The sequence below is a fragment of the Chryseobacterium indologenes genome, from assembly GCF_018362995.1.
Lineage (GTDB): Bacteria > Bacteroidota > Bacteroidia > Flavobacteriales > Weeksellaceae > Chryseobacterium > Chryseobacterium indologenes_G.
In genome coordinates, this window is sequence record NZ_CP074372.1 from 3,609,330 (window position 1) to 3,626,940 (window position 17,611).

The 17,611-nt window shown below is 36.7% G+C and carries 15 protein-coding genes; 7 read left to right on the top strand and 8 right to left on the bottom strand.

Features of this window, described 5'->3' with window-relative positions:
- Positions 1-120: 120 nt before the first annotated feature.
- Both DYR29_RS16375 and DYR29_RS16380 read right to left on the bottom strand, forming a co-directional pair.
- Complete coding sequence (locus tag DYR29_RS16375; protein WP_213277706.1) at positions 121-1,158, bottom strand: patatin-like phospholipase family protein; 1,038 nt, start codon at positions 1,156-1,158, stop codon at positions 121-123.
- Positions 1,159-1,413: 255 nt separating this feature from the next.
- Positions 1,414-1,914 (bottom strand): M15 family metallopeptidase, encoded by a 501-nt coding sequence (locus tag DYR29_RS16380; RefSeq protein WP_047422210.1) that lies wholly within the window; start codon positions 1,912-1,914, stop codon positions 1,414-1,416.
- A gap of 194 nt (positions 1,915-2,108) precedes the next feature.
- Here DYR29_RS16380 and DYR29_RS16385 point away from each other — a divergent pair, with 194 nt between their 5' ends.
- Both DYR29_RS16385 and DYR29_RS16390 read left to right on the top strand, forming a co-directional pair.
- Complete coding sequence (locus DYR29_RS16385) at positions 2,109-3,692, top strand: Na+/H+ antiporter (protein ID WP_213277707.1); 1,584 nt, start codon at positions 2,109-2,111, stop codon at positions 3,690-3,692.
- A 182-nt stretch (positions 3,693-3,874) separates the two neighbouring features.
- The gene (locus DYR29_RS16390; protein ID WP_213277708.1) at positions 3,875-5,146 is read left to right on the top strand and encodes a Y-family DNA polymerase; all 1,272 of its coding nucleotides are present in this window, start codon (positions 3,875-3,877) and stop codon (positions 5,144-5,146) included.
- Positions 5,147-5,148: 2 nt separating this feature from the next.
- On the opposite strand, the gene DYR29_RS16395 is transcribed toward DYR29_RS16390, so the two are convergent.
- Both DYR29_RS16395 and DYR29_RS16400 read right to left on the bottom strand, forming a co-directional pair.
- Entirely contained in the window at positions 5,149-5,760 is a 612-nt protein-coding gene (locus DYR29_RS16395) for a YdeI/OmpD-associated family protein (protein WP_213277709.1), read from the bottom strand.
- Between the two features lie 5 nt (positions 5,761-5,765).
- Positions 5,766-6,899 (bottom strand): serine hydrolase domain-containing protein, encoded by a 1,134-nt coding sequence (locus tag DYR29_RS16400; protein ID WP_213277710.1) that lies wholly within the window; start codon positions 6,897-6,899, stop codon positions 5,766-5,768.
- A 99-nt stretch (positions 6,900-6,998) separates the two neighbouring features.
- Here DYR29_RS16400 and DYR29_RS16405 point away from each other — a divergent pair, with 99 nt between their 5' ends.
- Positions 6,999-8,327 carry a M48 family metalloprotease gene (locus DYR29_RS16405; RefSeq protein WP_249413521.1) on the top strand — a complete coding sequence of 443 codons (1,329 nt, stop codon included), beginning with the start codon at positions 6,999-7,001 and terminating at the stop codon, positions 8,325-8,327.
- A gap of 126 nt (positions 8,328-8,453) precedes the next feature.
- Here DYR29_RS16405 and DYR29_RS16410 read toward each other — a convergent pair whose 3' ends face one another.
- A complete protein-coding gene (locus DYR29_RS16410) occupies positions 8,454-9,983 on the bottom strand; it encodes a hypothetical protein (RefSeq protein ID WP_213277712.1) in 1,530 nt (509 codons plus the stop codon).
- An 82-nt stretch (positions 9,984-10,065) separates the two neighbouring features.
- Complete coding sequence (locus DYR29_RS16415; RefSeq protein ID WP_213277713.1) at positions 10,066-11,607, bottom strand: glycine--tRNA ligase; 1,542 nt, start codon at positions 11,605-11,607, stop codon at positions 10,066-10,068.
- 182 nt (positions 11,608-11,789) lie between these two features.
- On the opposite strand from DYR29_RS16415, the gene DYR29_RS16420 reads away from it, so the two are divergent.
- Together DYR29_RS16420 and DYR29_RS16425 are read left to right on the top strand one after the other, a co-directional pair.
- Positions 11,790-12,485 (top strand): pseudouridine synthase, encoded by a 696-nt coding sequence (locus DYR29_RS16420; RefSeq protein WP_213277714.1) that lies wholly within the window; start codon positions 11,790-11,792, stop codon positions 12,483-12,485.
- 389 nt (positions 12,486-12,874) lie between these two features.
- Positions 12,875-13,912, top strand: a complete 1,038-nt coding sequence (locus tag DYR29_RS16425; protein WP_213277715.1) for a quinone-dependent dihydroorotate dehydrogenase — start codon at positions 12,875-12,877, stop codon at positions 13,910-13,912.
- A 30-nt stretch (positions 13,913-13,942) separates the two neighbouring features.
- Here DYR29_RS16425 and DYR29_RS16430 read toward each other — a convergent pair whose 3' ends face one another.
- On the bottom strand, positions 13,943-14,833 hold the full coding sequence (locus DYR29_RS16430; RefSeq protein WP_213277716.1) for a hypothetical protein: 891 nt from the start codon (positions 14,831-14,833) through the stop codon (positions 13,943-13,945).
- A gap of 21 nt (positions 14,834-14,854) precedes the next feature.
- Positions 14,855-16,099: a DUF445 domain-containing protein gene (locus DYR29_RS16435; protein ID WP_213277717.1), complete on the bottom strand. Its 1,245-nt coding sequence runs from the start codon at positions 16,097-16,099 to the stop codon at positions 14,855-14,857.
- A 95-nt stretch (positions 16,100-16,194) separates the two neighbouring features.
- Between DYR29_RS16435 and msrB the strand changes: the two genes are divergently transcribed.
- Together msrB and DYR29_RS16445 are read left to right on the top strand one after the other, a co-directional pair.
- Positions 16,195-16,722: a peptide-methionine (R)-S-oxide reductase MsrB gene (gene msrB / locus DYR29_RS16440; RefSeq protein WP_213277718.1), complete on the top strand. Its 528-nt coding sequence runs from the start codon at positions 16,195-16,197 to the stop codon at positions 16,720-16,722.
- A gap of 127 nt (positions 16,723-16,849) precedes the next feature.
- Complete coding sequence (locus DYR29_RS16445) at positions 16,850-17,605, top strand: murein L,D-transpeptidase catalytic domain family protein (protein ID WP_213277719.1); 756 nt, start codon at positions 16,850-16,852, stop codon at positions 17,603-17,605.
- Positions 17,606-17,611 lie beyond the last annotated feature (6 nt).

Below are 17,611 nucleotides of genomic sequence, written 5' to 3' on the forward strand. Positions count from 1 at the left end.
GTTTTTTTATACTCCAAAGGTAGTGGGGCAAAACGACAAAACTTGACGTATTAAAAAAATATTTTCTAATTTTAAATATAATCTTTAAAGCTTATATTAATTAGTTATAAGGTCCAAAGCTTATATTTTATTTTTGATGAGTTTTTGAACAATCTGGTTTAAGATTTCTCTGTTGTCATCAATATAGCTCAATCCGGCCTGTATCAGATTTTCAATATTAGACCTTCTTACATTATCCATTGCAGGAGAGGCATTTTTCAGTGAAGGATTCACGCGGTAATAGTTTTTCTGATTTCTCAAACCCAGTGTCTGAAACATCTGTTCCAACTGATAGTCTACCGTTTCTGCATTGGCAGACATTAAAATATCAATAATCGGGCTTACCCAGCCAATTTTTCCGGCTTTTTCCAGTTTTTTAAAAGGATAAGGCCTGGCTTCAATTCCTGTTCCGATAGAAACAATAATCATATCATTTACACCCGGATGGTTGGCTTTCTGATGATTTTTTAAAACCTCTGCAAAAGGAATTTTTCTTGCTTCTGCATAAGCACAAAGAGCAGGATTATTTGCAAACATTCCTCCATCAATCAGACTGAAGATCTGTCCATACATGGATTTGATCTGTACCGGACTAAAATACGTTGGTGCGGCCGAAGTCGCTCTGCAAATATCTTTTACATAAAAGTTATCTGTGCTGAGGTTGGCTTTCCATGAGTTGAAAAGCTTTGCTCTTCTGTTTTCAATATCGTAACTTGTTATTAAACATGGTTTTATTAATTCTTTTAATTCTAAATTTCCAAAAAAGTCATTTAAATTCCTTTCAAGAGATTCCTGTGGAATTTTTTCATTCAATAATCCGAATGGATTAACCAGTTTTTCCCAAAAGGAAACCTGGAAGATATCGCCGCCCTTTTCCGCATATAATTCTAATCCTTTCTGAATAGAATATTTTGCTTTTCGGGTTTCGTCGGGACATAGAATAATAGAAGCAATCAGACCTCCGGTACTGCTGCCTGCCACCAGATCAAAATAATCCCCAAGCTTTGCCGTAGGCTTATCATAATACTGGAGCTGTTCTTCTATGTAGCGTAGAATAATGCAGGTGATGATTCCCCTTATTCCACCCCCGTCCAAAGAAAGAATGGTTGTCTTTTTCATGTTATTTTTTCATTTTTTTTAAGAAACATTTGGCAGCTTTAGACAAGTAAAACCAATAGATTTTCGAAAAAATGTCTATTGGTTTCAGCTTATTATAAAGGTTGCTTTTGGTGTTTTCTTATAAAGCAAAGATAGGTGGGGGAAGCGACAGAACTTGTCGTATTATAAATGATTTTAATTAATTTTGTTAAAAAATAGAGCTTTAAATCAATGAGTTAGATTTGCTTGTGTTTTTTTTAATTTGAATAAATGAAACTAAAAAACAACATAATTCTGCTTATCTCTCGGCATCTTCAAGAGTGTCCTCCAGCTAGTTTTTACAGGACCTTTTTTAGAAGGAATACTCTTTTTTTCAAAGTGGGGAAGATCCTTGAATGTTTTCCAGTTTCCGCCCCAGTCCCAGCCATGGCGGGCAAAGATCTTTACACACTCATACCAATCGGCAACCTTGTCATTGTCCCAGTCTTTTACCGTGTCCCAACTTGCTGTTTTTCCGTCGATCATCAAGCAGATATCTACAGCAAGACCATAATTGTGGATGCTTTGTCCTGCCTTGGCATTGGTCACTTTTTTTCCTGAAGTAATTCTTCCGATCGCATACAGCTTTTCCTGCTCCTCAAAAGATCTTAGTCCCTGAGTGATCCGTATTCTGGCTCTTCCGGTAAGGGCTTCATCACATTCTTGTATGATTTGCTTCACTTCATCTCTTACCATCGGGTGAAGTTTCTGAATTCGTTCTAAGGTTACTTTATCCATATTTCTTATTTTGTATGATAACAAAAGTATAGAACAGAAGCGACGGAACTTGACGTGTTTTATCAGAAATTCGGTTAAAATTTCAGAACATTCATTCTCAGGGAATAAACATACAGAACAGGAAAAAAAATTGCTTTAAATTTTTAAAAACCAAATAGAAGTAGTAAATATGACAGATAAAAACACAATATCAAATGCATACGATCTTACCTTTTTTACTTGCCATGATAGCCGCCATCGTGCTGCTGAATATGTGGGCGGCAAAACTAAAAATTGCTTATCCTATTTTGCTTGTCGTATTTGGGCTTCTTGTTAGTTTTGTGCCTGGTCTTCCGGTGGTAAAGATCAATCCGGATCTCATTTTCTTTATTTTTCTACCCCCTCTGCTGTTTGAAGCAGCCTGGTCTATCTCTTTTAAAGAAATGAAAAGATGGTGGCGTATTATTGGAAGCTTTGCTTTTTTAGTGGTCTTTTTCACCGCACTTGCCGTTGCCGTGACAGCTAATTACTTTATACCCGGATTTACTATTGCACTCGGATTTCTGCTGGGAGGAATTGTATCTCCGCCTGATGCGGTGAGCACAGGAGCCATCATGAAGTTTGTAAAAATACCCTCTACAACATCTGCTATTTTGGAAGGAGAAAGCCTGCTGAATGATGCTTCCTCACTGATTATATTCCGTTTTGCTTTAATTGCCGTAGGGACCGGTCAGTTTGTATGGCAGGAAGCTTCGTTGAATTTTTTATGGATGATAATAGGAGGGGCAGGAATCGGGTTGGTATTAGCATGGCTTTTTGTACAGGCTCACAGGAAACTTCCTACAGATGCCTCTTCAGATATTGCCTTAACACTTATTGAGCCTTACCTGATGTATTGGATTGCAGAGCAGTTCCATGCTTCCGGAGTCCTGGCTGTAGTCTGTGGAGGTTTGTATATGTCAGGCAAACGGATGATATTCTTAAATAGTACCAGTCGTATAAGAGGCTATAGTGTATGGGAGAGTTTTGTTTTCATTCTGAATGGTATTGTATTCTTAATTATCGGACTTGAGCTTCCTGAAATTGTTGGTGGTCTCAGGTCCGAAGGTATTTCTTTGAAAATAGCCATTCAATATGGGGTATTGGTGACTGGTATTCTGATTGCTGCCAGAATCATAAGTTCCTATGCTGCAATGTTTGCGACTTTGATTTTCAGGCCAAGTGTTGCGCCCCGTGCTTCTTCCGGAAGAAGACGTCTGCTGATGCCCCTTATGCTTGGATGGACGGGTATGAGAGGTGTTGTCTCATTGGCAGCTGCTCTGGCGATTCCAATTAATCTTGAAAATGGACTTCCTTTTCCCAACAGAAACCTTATTCTGTTTATTACTTTTGTTGTGATCCTGCTTACATTACTTGTTCAGGGGCTCACATTGCCATACTTTATAAAATATGGTCATGTATTTGATGACTTTACAGATGAAGAGAAAGATAAACAGGGCAGGGAAGAAATAAAGCACAAGCTGAAACAGCACATTTATCATTTTCTTAAAAATAAACATGAAAGTGAACTGAACAGCCATGCTGGATTAGAAAGAATGTTGAAGCACTGGGAAGAAAAAATACAGGCCAATGAAACTGAATGGATGAATGAAAAAACAAAAGAGATCTTTTTTGAAATGCTGGAAAGCCAAAGGAAATTTCTTTTAGAACTCAATAAAGATATTTCCGTGAATGAAGAAATTATCCGCCATCAGCTTTATCAGATTGACCTTGAGGAAGAGCGTTTGAGAATGATTTGATTTGTATCACGATAATGTTTTTAAAAACAAAATTAAAGCACTAATACGACAAAACATGTCGCATTTAAAAAAATTATTCATTTGTTTTTCAGATTGTTAAATATGATGTTAATTATGGGCTAAAAGATTATTTTATTCTTTAAAAGCTATAATTTTGTACAAATATTTACGATACAATTGTCATGTATGCTCTGGTAGATTGTAACAATTTTTTTGTTTCGTGTGAAAGGACCTTGGATCCTGATCTTGAAGGCAGACCCGTTGTGGTTCTTTCCAACAACGATGGATGTGTTGTATCCAGAAGTAAAGAAGCAAAAGACCTGGGAATTCCTATGGCAGCTCCGGCATTCAAGTACAGGGAGCTTTTTCAGCAGTATGATGTGAAAAGTTTTTCTGCAAAATTTGAATTGTATAACTATAAAAGTCAACAGGTTATCAATATTGCCAAATCCTATGTTCTTGATCATGAAGTCTATAGTATTGATGAGCTTTTCCTTGATTTAACAGGATTTAAATACATCGATATTTATGAATATTGCTTTAAAATCAAAAAAGAGATAGACGAGAAAGAAAATATTCCTGTAAGTATCGGAATTGCTCCCACTAAGACTTTATGCAAAGTTGCGAATAGAATTGTAAAAGATTTTCCGGATAATTTTAATGGAGTGTATATTCTGGATACCCCTGAAAAAATTGAAAAGGCACTAAAATGGCTTAATATCGGTGACGTTTGGGGAATCGGAAGAAGACTGGCTGTCAAAATGAATGATAATGGTGTTTATAAAGCCTGGGATCTTCTTCAGAAACCTGAAATATGGGTTCGGAAGATTATGGGAATTCATGGAGTAAGGATGATCAATGAACTGAAAGGGATTCGTCAGCTGGAACTGGATACTCCTTCTCCTAAAAAATCTATAGCTGTTACCCGAAGCTTTATGCAGATGCTTACGAAAAAAGAAGAAGTAAGAGAAAGGGTAGAAACTTTTGGAATGTACTGTTCAGAGAGATTAAGGAAGCAGAATACCTGTTGTAAAATGATCACTGTTTTTGTACAGACCAACCGTTTTAGAAAAGATCTTCCTGAATACAAAAATGCAATGACCCGGATTCTTTCCAATCCTACCAACTCATCAATTTTAATAGGAAGAGTGGTTAATGAACTTTTTGAAGCCATTTACAGGGACGGGTTTCATTATAAAAGGGCTGGAGTGATGGTGAACGACTTTGTGCCTGAAGACCAGAGACAAATCAGTCTTTTTGAAGAAGATATACAAAACCAGCACCTTCCCGTAATGAAAGCTATGGATGCCATGAACAGGAAATATGGTAAAGATAAAGTTCGCCTTGGAAGCATGAGTGGTGAAAATACCTTCGGACGTGCAAAGCTGACTCCGGAATATGAGGCTTTCCTGAAAAAAAATACATTACCGGAAGCTAATTTCAGGTTTCATTAGAATTATTTTCTTTCATATTTCCAGTTTCTTCCTTTACCTTCGGCTATCCATTCCAGAGACTGTTCCATTCTTTTATTTCTGGTGGTTTCTGTTTTGGCTTCCGTAATCCAGGAAATATATTCCTTTCTGAAGGACGGGGAAGCTTTTTCAAAAATTTCCAGCGTTTCAGGCCGAGCATCCAGGGCTGACTGAAAATAGTCAGGAACTTCCATTTCTGTCTTAGAAGGTGAGGCCTTTTTCATAGTGACACCCATATCCGTAAGTTCCATAGCTTCTTTAATAGCTTTTTGAAGCTGAGGTTTAGAGGGAAGATCTTCCACTGCTGTTATTTTTCCTAAGCTGAACATTGAATTCTTCTCAATATTCTGAGTCATCTCCTGCATGGTTTTCATTTCCTTTTCCAGCCAGAATCCAAAAGTACAGTGTTGCTTGAAGGAAGCCATAGCACACAGGTTTTTTCCTTTATAGATAAAATGAGGAAAACTCCATTTCATGGTTTCTTCAGCATCAGGGCAGAATTCATGAACCGTTTCACGGATATAATGCAGAACAGGCTTAGCAAAATCCTGTGATTTTTCAATATAGGTATCTATTTTCGGGCTGTATTTCTCCATATTGTTTATTGGAATAATTGTACAATTTCGTTTACAAAGAATTTTACCTGATCAGGTCTTCCTCTGTCGTTTTTAGGATTATTGGAGTAGCTTCCGGTTTTTACAATAACGATATTGTGCTCCGGAACCATAATGATATACTGTCCCTGTAATCCCAGGAAATAATAATGTTTGATAGGGTTGTCATGATTGATCCAAAGCCCCATTCCATAAATGTTATCAGACTTTCCTGTTGGAGTTCTCATCTGTTCAATAAAATCAGCGTTGAGAATCTGCCGATCTCCGGCTGTTCCATCATTCAGAAAAAGCTGTCCGAGTTTAGCAAAATCTCTTGCATTGGAATGAATGCAGCAATACGCTTTCTCCATACCATAATCGTCTGTGCTCCATTTCGCATTCTGCTCCATTCCCAAAGGAATCCAGAATTTTTCTGATAAATAGCTCGCCAGAGGTTGATTCAAAGCCTTTCGTAGGGCAAAGCCAAGAAGTTGTGTAGTGCCGCTTTGGTATTCAAATCTTGTTCCCGGTTCTTCTTTAAATTTTCTTGAGAATACCGCTTTTACAAGGCTTTTTCCATAATAGGCCTTGGCATTGGGTAAAAACGGATTATTGTAATTTTCATCCCAGTCCAGCCCGGATTCCATTTGAGCCAGGTTTTTAAGGGTTACCTGATTTCCGAATGTTTTATTTTTAAATTCCGGATAAAAATCAGATAACTTTTCATCAATACCAGAGATAATACCTTCTTCCAATGCTTTCCCCAGCAACATGACAGTCACTGCTTTTGCCATCGAAAAAGAATTGGTCTGTGAAAGCTGATTATACCCTTCCCAATATTGCTCATGAAGAATTTTTCCATTCTTTATTACGACAAAAGCAGCTGTTCTGGAGTGTTTTAAATTGTCAACTAAATGTTTAGGTAAATCCTTTTTGTTGTAATCCGGATCTTCTTCCCAGAGTATAGGCTCTTCTGTAGCAATGGGATTGCTCGGGAAAAGGTTTCCGTCATCAATATATGCACTTGATTTTCCTTTAAGATAGGTTTTGGAAATACCATTAAATAAATAATCATATCCCAGAAAATAAGCGGCTGCCGCACCAGCTACCGCTCCGCCTATCATGTACTTTAGTATTCTCATTTTTTCATGAATGGGTCTCTAACAAATTTAGAATAATTTGGCTATAAAAATTAAAATGAATCATCAAATAAGTTATTTTTGTTCTTATTGATGAAAACTATGACCAGAAAACTTATTGTATTGGGGTACTTCTTATTTTCAATCATGGGAATGGCCCAGATTTATAAACCGATAGACACTGCAGATTATATACAGAGGAAAGCTTTTTTAAAGAGTTTTGAAGGAAATAATGAAGCTACTGTAAAGAAATTAAAATCTCAGTATTCCGGGAAAACAGGCTCAGAATTATCCAAAATCTATAAAGAATTCGGAACAGACTTTCAAAAGCAGGTAAAGAATAAGGATTTTATCTTTAAATCTGAATTTGAAACCAGCATACAGTCTATGATTCAGCGTCTTAAAAAGAACAATCCTACCATTCCTCAGGATTTGAAAATACTGGTCGCAAAAGACAATACTCCCAATGCTTATTGCCTTGCTGACGGAACTTTTGTAATCAATATGGGGCTTTACAGCTGGCTCAATAATGAGGAACAGATTGCGGCCGTGATTTCCCATGAACTGGGGCATAAAATAGAGGAACATTCCCTGAAAACCTTTTTAAAAATTATCGAGCAGGATAAATTGGATAAGGTATTGGTTGAGAATATAAAATCAACTACCACAAGCCGAAGTCATAGCCAGAATCAGAAAGCTTTTGATATCTTTAAAAATACAGTGTATAAAAAAGGGATTGAAAAGAGGCAAAGTGAAATGCAGGCAGATTCTTTGGGGTATGTGATTTTTAAAAACAGTGATTTTAAGAAAGCAGAATTTGTAAATGCACTTCAGAGATTGCAGGATTTTGATACTATTTCACCAAGGGAACTGAAGATGGAAACGTATAAAAAGCTTTTTAATCTTCCAAAGCAGGCGTTTAACGAAAAATGGATGAAGAAGGAAGACTTTTCACTGTACAATTATAATTTCTACAAAGAAAAACTGAATAAAGATTCCCTCGCATCACATCCTGAAGTATCCAGAAGAATTGAGATGCTTAAAAAAACATTCACAGAACTTAAAACTCCAATTGCTCCGGAGAAACCGTCGGACCTGTTTGTAACATTAAAGAAAACAGCGAGAATGGAAATTTTACCTAATTATTTCCACTCAGAAGATTATGGACAGGGGATTTATGCGGCTATGCAGTTTCTGCAGGATGAAGAGGAAGAAAAATATTATAAAAGCTGGCTGGGAAGATGCTTTTCCAAAATATATGAAGCAAGAAAAAACTATAATCTGAACCGGTATCTGGATAGAATTGAACCTAAAAACCAAAGTGAAAGCTATCAGCAGTTCCTGAACTTTATGTGGAACCTAAGTCTTGATGAAATAAAGAATATTGCAGACTATTATCAGGCGAATGAAACCATAGCAAAGGTAAACTGATTTTATTATCAATGAGTAAAATATCAATAGGGACGGGCTTTAGCCCGTTGTAAATAATAAAAAATTCTATTGGCTTTAGCCAAAACGTAAAAGAACCCTGATATTTCATCAGGGTTCTTTTTTATATTAGTAATTTAATTTCTCCAAACGGATTTTATTAAATTTTTCTTTTTCATTATACTCTCTAAGAAGAATATAGCCCTCTTTTCCTACATAAGGTGTTACCGCATAATTGTCTTTTTCAGAAATAGGAATGATCTCCTGTTTGAATTTTCCGTCAATAATGGTATTGATAAATAAATTCCATCTTTTTTGCTTGGTTACTTCATCTTTCTGATAGTCGCGGTAGAAAAATACTACATCTTTTCCTCCATTGAGGTATTGTGAAAACAGGTAATCACTGTTTACCCATTTTGATTTTTCTTTTTCAAAGACCTGTACATTTTTCACTTTAAAATCTTTGTCTGTGTAGATATAAACAAGGTCTGTAGTTTTGGGAGCGTTATACTGTCCTGCAGGTTTATATTTTTCGGACAGGATTCCCACGCTTCCGTCATTCATAAAATACATGTCTTTGGTCTGAAGCATATACCCGTTTTCTACCATTCCGTTTTTATTCACTTTTGGAAGGAAAGCTGAGATATTCGGCTCATAATTGATTGTTTTAGTATCTGCAGTAAAGTTTTTCTTGTCCACCATCATTCTTGCAAACCCTACTGATTCGGAATCATCATAGTTTCTTCCCAGCAGAACGACTTTATCATCAAAATTTTTGTCATTGTCAAGCTTTCTGTAATTGGAGTAGAAGGATTCAATATTGTCTATGGTATCATCAGATAGCCCGGTTACCGGCTTGTTGGAAGTTTCTTTTCCTGTTTTCATATCAAGAACAAGAAGACTGAATGTTTTCTGTTTTTCATTCACTTTCTTCATGATGCAGTACATGTAGTTTTCATCTCTTTCCAGAACAGATAAGGTGGAATAAATTTTTTTGCTCCCGTCTGTATTGTATTTATATCTCCAAACTTCCTTCTTGTTTTCATCAAACCTCATAAGGCTGTTGTTATTTTCATACTTTCCGTAATCTTTATATTCCACAGCAAAATAACCGCCTTCTTTTAGTTCACCTACGGCAGAGACGTAGTTGTACCCCTTATCTTTTTTCTCATCACGATTTTCCTTACGCTGTTCTTTCCAGCTCTTCGGCTCGTTGATTTCTTTGAAAGTACCGTTTTCCAGATAGTCATAATATATTTTTCTGGTAATAGAGTTTGTCTTAGGATCAATCACCATAGAAACCGGTGTAAATACTTCTCTGCTTTTTACCAGAGAATAATCCATCATTGAAGGTTTTAAGATAATCTGGCCTTTAAAATCAACATATCCTAAGTAAGATGCAGCAGTGATATCACCTTCAAACTCTTTATTGGCAACAGGGTTGAGGTTTTTATCCAGAATTACATATTCAAATTTTTTGGTCTTATCACCGGATTTTCCGTAAGAATATAGAGAAACGTAGCCGTAAAGATTGTCTTTATCATCGAATAGAGCATTCATTCCCACATGATCCCCAGCGGCAAGTGTTGTCAGATCCTGGGTTTGGGAAAATGCAAATGTCTGGATCAGTCCAAACACTATCAGTGTTATTTTTTTCATGGTTAAAATTTGAGGGATAAAAATAATAAATTAACTCATATGTTGATAAAAATAAAAAAGCCCTGAAACCAGGGCTTTTAAATTATAATTGAGAAAGTAAATTTCTGAAGTTCGTTTTTTCGTCGATGATTCGTCTCAACTCTGAAACAGGAACTCTTTCCTGCTGCATCGTATCTCTGTCTCTGATGGTTACTGTATGATCAGTAAGAGAGTCGTGGTCAATAGTGATACAGTATGGAGTACCGATAGCATCCTGTCTTCTGTAACGTTTTCCAATCGCATCCTTCTCCTCGTAGAATAAGTTGAAGTCATACTTCAGATCATTGAAGATTTTTTCTGCATATTCTGCTAAACCATCTTTCTTCATCAATGGAAGAATAGCCGCTTTAATTGGCGCTAATGCCGGAGGTAAAGATAAAACCGTTCTTTCTGAACCGTCTTCCAATACTTCATCTTTTAAGCAGTGAGAGAAAATGGATAGGAATAATCTGTCTAAACCTACTGAAGTTTCCACTACATAAGGAACATAGTTTTCGTTTCTTTCAGGATCAAAGAACTGAAGTTTTCTTCCTGAGAATTCTTCATGCGCCTTTAAGTCGAAATCTGTTCTTGAGTGAATACCTTCCAGCTCTTTAAATCCGAATGGGAAGTTAAACTCAATATCAGCCGCAGCATTCGCGTAGTGAGCCAATTTCTCATGATCGTGGAATCTGTAGTTGTCATTTCCAAGACCTAAAGCTCTGTGCCAGTTCAGACGTTTTTGTTTCCACTGCTCATAGAACTCAAGCTCTGTTCCCGGAGCAACGAAGAACTGCATTTCCATCTGTTCAAACTCACGCATTCTGAAGATAAACTGTCTTGCAACAATCTCATTTCTGAATGCCTTACCAATCTGCGCAATACCGAAAGGAAGCTTATGACGTGAAGTTTTTTGTACGTTTAAGAAGTTAACGAAAATACCCTGAGCCGTTTCCGGTCTAAGGTAAAGATCCATTGCACTGTCTGCAGAAGCTCCCAGCTTTGTTCCGAACATCAGGTTGAACTGTCTTACTTCTGTCCAGTTTTTAGAACCGGTATCAGGATCTGCAATTTCAAGTTCTTCAATCAAAGCTTTTACATCAGCAAGATCTTCATTTTCCAGAGATTTTGCCAGTCTTGAAAGAATAGCCTCTCTTTTTGCTCTGTATTCCAGAATTTTTGGATTTGTGGCAACAAACTGATCTTTATCGAAAGCATCCCCGAATCTTTTCGCCGCTTTTTCAATTTCTTTGTTCTCTTTATCTTCAATTTTAGCACAGTAGTCTTCCACCAAAACGTCTGCTCTGAAACGTTTCTTAGAATCTTTATTATCAATCAATGGATCGTTGAAAGCGTCTACGTGGCCTGATGCCTTCCATGTTGTCGGGTGCATCAAAATCGCCGAATCAATACCCACAATATTTTCGTTAAGCTGTACCATAGCTTTCCACCAGTATTGTTTGATATTATTTTTAAGTTCGGCCCCGTTCTGTCCATAATCATAAACAGCGGATAAACCATCATAGATCTCACTTGATGGGAAAATAAAACCATATTCTTTAGCGTGAGAAATCACTTTCTTGAAAACATCTTCTTGCTTTGCCATAATTTTTTTACGTCTGATGTGCAAAAATAGTGAAAATGTGGGAAGATAGAAGCGGGAAGATGGAAGTTTTTATAATGCAGGAATTTAGGAGCCGGGAACCTGCTTTTCACTCTATCTTTTGCTTGCAAAAGGATGCCGTTGCAATCAGGGCTATATCGGTTGAAAATTTCTACTTTTGCACCATGTTAGAAATTCTTTATCGCGACGAGCATCTTATTGCCATCAACAAACCCAGCGGATTACTGGTTCATAAATCTTTCTATGCGGGAGAAGCCGATACCTACGCTATCCAGGAGTTGAAGAAACAGATTGGACAGAAAGTGTTTCCTGTGCATCGATTAGACCGGAAAACTTCAGGTGTTCTGCTGTTTACTTTAGATAAAGATACGCTTAGAACGATGAGCGAACAGTTTGCATCACGCGAAGTGGAGAAAAAATATCTTGCAATTCTTCGTGGTTGGGCTAAAGAAGAAGAAACCATCGATTACGACCTGGTTAATGAAAATGAAGTTAAGCAAAATGCTGTTACTTATTATCGTCGTTTGCAGACTTCGGAAATAGATTTACCTTTTTTAAAACATCAGACTTCTAGATATTGTTTGGTAGAAGCTATTCCTGAAACGGGAAGGTTTCATCAGCTGAGAAAACATTTTAAACATATTCTGCATCCTATTTTAGGCTGTCGTAAGCACGGCTGCAATAAGCAAAATAAATTGTGGCTTCAGACATTTGACATCAATAAAATGACGCTCCATGCCCATCAATTGATTTTTAATCATCCTGTTTCTAACGAAAGAATTACGGTAAATGCCACTATAGATGAAGAGTTCAAAAGAGTAGGGGATATTCTGAAATTCGATCTGAGTGCATACTCTTAATTAGAACCTTAAGATTTTAATATCCTTGTCAAGGTTTTACACCTTGACAAGGATGGGATTTCTAAGTATCTCATTCCATGTAGCGGAGAATGGAGATATTTCTCTATTATTTTAACGCAATGCTCGCAAAGTTTATTGATAAATAACTTTTATTTCCGATCGCAAAGGCACTTCGTTCAGCAAAGGCTGGTGCACGCACTTCGCTAAGTGAAACGCCCTTGCGAACAAAATGTTTTCAGGATCGAAACCTTTGCGATCATAGCGTTTTAAAAATTTATTTTACCGGTATTTTATTCTTATAGATACCATATATCAAACATTTTGATAAAATATCATAGGTTAATCGAGCATTAATTTTAAAATGAGTAATTTTGTAAAACTTTTTTTCAATGTATAAATCGCTCATTCGTCCGATTCTTTTCAAATTTGATCCTGAAGATGTTCATCACTTTACATTTTCAATGCTTAAGAATTTTGGATTTTTCACTAAATTATTTTTCCCAAAACCTGTTGAAGACAAACGTCTGGAAAGAGAAGTTTTCGGATTGAAATTTAAAAATCCTGTAGGATTGGCTGCCGGTTTCGATAAAAATGCAGTTTTGTTCAACGAATTGGGAGACTTAGGTTTCGGATTTGTAGAAATCGGAACGGTAACCCCAAGAGCACAGGCCGGAAATCCAAGAAAAAGATTATTTCGTTTGATAGAAGATGGCGGAATTATCAACAGAATGGGATTTAATAATGAAGGTCTTGAAGCGGCTATTGAAAAATTGAAATCCAACAAAGGAAAAATTATTATCGGTGGAAACATCGGAAAAAATACAGATACAAGCCCGGAAAACTATACTCAGGATTATCTGGATTGTTTTGAAGGTCTTCATCCTCACGTAGACTACTTTGTACTGAATGTAAGCTGTCCCAACGTTGGAAGTCACGCCAAACTTGAAGATGTAGAATATTTGAGAGAGCTGATTACAGAAGTGAAGAAGATCAACCAGTCAAAATCTGTACAGAAACCTATACTCCTGAAAATTGCACCGGATCTTAATAATAATCAATTAGACGAAATCATTGATCTGATCGCAGAAACAAAGATTGATGGTATTGTAGTTTCCAATACTTCTGTCAACAGAGAAGGTCTGAAAACCTCTCCGGAAGTTTTAGAACAGATTGGAAACGGAGGTTTGAGCGGAAAGCCGATTCGTGAAAGAAGTACAAAAATGATCAAATACCTTTCCGATAAAAGTAACAGAGCATTCCCAATCATTGGAGTAGGAGGAATACATTCTGCAAAAGATGCAATGGAGAAATTAGATGCGGGAGCCAGCCTGATCCAGTTGTATACAGGATTTATTTATGAAGGACCGGAACTGATCAATGAAATCAATAAGGAACTTCTGAAAAGAGCAAGCAGATTACCGAGATAAAATAAAAGAGAGTTTACACAACTCTCTTTTTTATTTTGACTTTATAATAGAAGCTTTTTTTATATCTACAGTAAATTTATAGGCCGGAGAAGAAAAAGATTTATTTACTTTATATTGTATCGTTTCTTTGTCCTTTGATTTTGTTTTCGTCGTATCATAAATGTTTTCCCAGCAGCTTTCAGTCAGGAATTCCTCGTAGTTTTTATAATTCCAGTCCTTTGTAAAATAAAGAACTCTGTAACCTTTTTCACCATCACTTGCTCCACATTGTCCGCAGGCGTTAAAATTTGAAGTCTGCTCAAAATACAGAAGGACCCTGTTCCCGTTTTCCCCTGAAGAGTAGGAAACAAGTTCATTTCCTCCGGCTTTATTAATTAAGTCGAATGTATTAATCTTTTTATTATTGGGCAGGAAGAGATAATTGTTGAGGCGGTAAATCATTGCATTACCTGTAAATAGCTGCATAGGCTGAGTTTTTTTGCCAAGCGAAAAAATCCCAGCAATCGGGTTGTTTTTCATGCTGATATTTTCCAATATAATAGATTCCAGAGGAGCTAGCTTTTGTGCTATTTCATTCGTTTTTTCTACTTTTTGCAGCGATGTTATCTGATCTTTTAAAATCCTGGAATTCTGTTTTTGTTTGGTCCCGAAATTATATAATGACAGATCACCATAATAATCATATATTCCGGTGAGCGGGATTTTCTTTTTGTATTTATCATAATAATACCATCCGTCAACGTAATGCTGATACTGATCACAATCTACGATGCCCGTGTAGTTGAGCTGCATGGTAATGGGTGCTCCTCCAATCTCTCCGGTGAAAATCTGTGAAGAATCAGTTACTTTCTTTAATTCAACTTTTTGACTGAGAAAAAATGTGAGACTTAAAGAAAATAATAAAGAAAATATTTTTTTCATGGTTGGCTGTCGTTAGTTTTTTTAGAGGAAGAAATGGGCGATGGTGTAGATAATAAGACCAACCAGCCCGCCGACCAGCGTTCCGTTGACCCGGATAAACTGCAGATCTTTCCCCACTTCCAGTTCCAGTTTTTCACTAAGCTCTTTTCCCTGCCAGTTTCCAACGGTGGTACTGATGAGGTTTCCGAATTGGTGGGTGTTTTTCAGAATATATTTATAGGCCGTTACCCGAACCCAATGATCTATTTTGTTCTGAAGGTTTTCATCGGTCTTTAAGTTCTGTGCAAATTCATTCAGGTTTTTAGAAAGATAGTTTTTCAAAGCGGAATTTTCTTCCTGAAGCTCTTTCATCAGTGTTTTTTTGATAGAAACCCAGATATCGTTAGAGTATTCATCCAGTTTATCATTTTTCAGAAGTCCGTTTTTGATGGTTTTAAATTCCTCATCCCATTTCGGGTCTTCCTTCAAATCCATAGAAAACTCATGGATCTTCTGAGTAATCAACCCTCTTACCTCATGCTGAGGATCTTCTTCTATTTCTTTAAAAAAATCAGAAAGTCCGTCAGCAATTTTATCGGCAATTTTATTATCTACAAACGAAGGAATGAATGTGTAACTGCCTTTTTTTACACGGTCTTTGATCATTTCATCGTTCTCTATGATATATTCTTTGATCTGTTTAGAAAGATTGGTAATGATTCTCTGATGATCATTTTTTTCAAGAATATAACCGATTCCGTTTCCTACTACTTTATTCAGCTTTATATCATCCGTCATTTCAGACACCTTTTTGCTGATAAACTGGCTTACCGTGGAATCATCAAGTTTACTAAGAATGTCAAGAACGATATCTGAAAGGTTTTTAATCAAAATATCCTGGCTATTTTCCTTACCCAGCCATTCACCGACAAAATTGGAAACTTTAAGTTTTTGGATATAAGGACGTATATTCTGGGGAGAAAGAAAGTTACCTACTACAAAACTTCCAAGGTTGTCTCCCAATCTCTGTTTACTGTTTTCAATCAGGTTGGTATGGGGAATCGGAAGCCCCAGAGGATGGCGGAATAATGCGGTTACAGCAAACCAGTCAGCCAGGGCCCCAACCATAGCAGCTTCGGCAAAAGCACGAACATAGCCGATCCAATGAGAGGTATTAGACTTCTGTAAAATAGTGGTTACAATGAAAATAACAGCCATCAGAACGAATAATCCTGTGGCAAATGCTTTATATTTTCTCAGTTGTTTTCTTTTTGCTTCGTCATTCATATTCTCAAATTTACTAAATTTGGTTATGAAACCGTTTAATCTTAATAAAAGCTTTTAAACCTCAAAACTTTTGTGGTTAAAGAATGAAATTTACGATGAAATTTTTAGTTTCAATCACCCTATTATTTTCTCTGCAGGCATGTACGCAGAAATACGAACCTATTAAAACCTCCCCTATGGAAAATACAGAAGCAAAAAACAATCCATACTATTCCAGAACAGATACTACAAAACTTAATGTTTCCAATGATGAATGGAAAAAAATCCTCGCGCCAGACTTGTATGCAATCGCCAGAGAAGCGGCAACAGAAAGAGCTTTTACCGGAAAATATAATGAGTTTGACGAGATCGGAGAATATTATTGCGCGGTGTGCGGAAATCACCTGTTCCGCTCTACATCCAAATTTTCCAGCAGCTGTGGCTGGCCAAGTTTCTTTGAAGCGGATAAGGAAGGAGTTTATTATGTGAGAGATCAGTCTTATGGAATGGATAGAGTAGAGGTTCTTTGCAAAAGATGTGACTCCCATCTTGGACATGTTTTCGATGATGGCCCGAAGCCTACAGGACTGCGTTACTGTATGAATTCTGTGAGCCTGGAATTTGTGGCGGATACTCAAAAATAAGACTTTTAATTCACAGAATCAGGACGTTAAAGTTTCTTAAATAGCGTTAAACTTTTTAGAGTTATAACCCCTTGGTAATTATGTTTTTATAATTTTGCCCCACTAATTTGGATTTACATATTATTGAATGAAAGGATTTTATAGCGTATTAGGCCTTGTTTACATGGTGACGACTTCATTCTACATTTCTCCAAGAATGGCGGTGAAAAGTGAGAATGTCAATACAACGAAAACAGAAAAAGTAGCTGAAACGAAATCTGAGAAGAGCACAACAGCTGTATCTTCATCAGAAGCACTATACCAATCAATTGCATTTGATCCTGAACATGAATTGAATTATGAAGTGTTCTCAAAAGCATTGACTGGGTATGAAAATTTAAAAAAAGCAGGATTGCTTACCCAAGACTCGCATTTATTAACTATTTGCGATTTTTCTATGTCTTCTAACACAAAAAGACTTTGGATCATTGATCTGGAAGACAAAAAAGTTCTGTTCAACTCATTGGTAGCACACGGAAAAAATACAGGCGAAGAATTTGCGACGAATTTTTCTAACAGGGAAAGTTCGTTACAGAGCAGTTTAGGATTTTATATCACGGATGCAACCTATCAGGGTGACAACGGATATTCTCTGAAGTTATTGGGAATGGATAAAGGGTTTAATGATGCGGCTTACAGAAGAGCAATTGTATTACATGGTGCTGATTATGTAAGCGATGCATTTGCAGCCATGCACAAAAGAATCGGAAGAAGCTGGGGATGTCCCGCGGTTCCAAGAGAACTGACACAGTCTATCATCAATACGATTAAAGGTAAAAACTGTCTGTTCATCTATTATCCCGACCAGAATTATCTTTCTTCCTCAGAATGGTTGAAAGCATAAAGATAA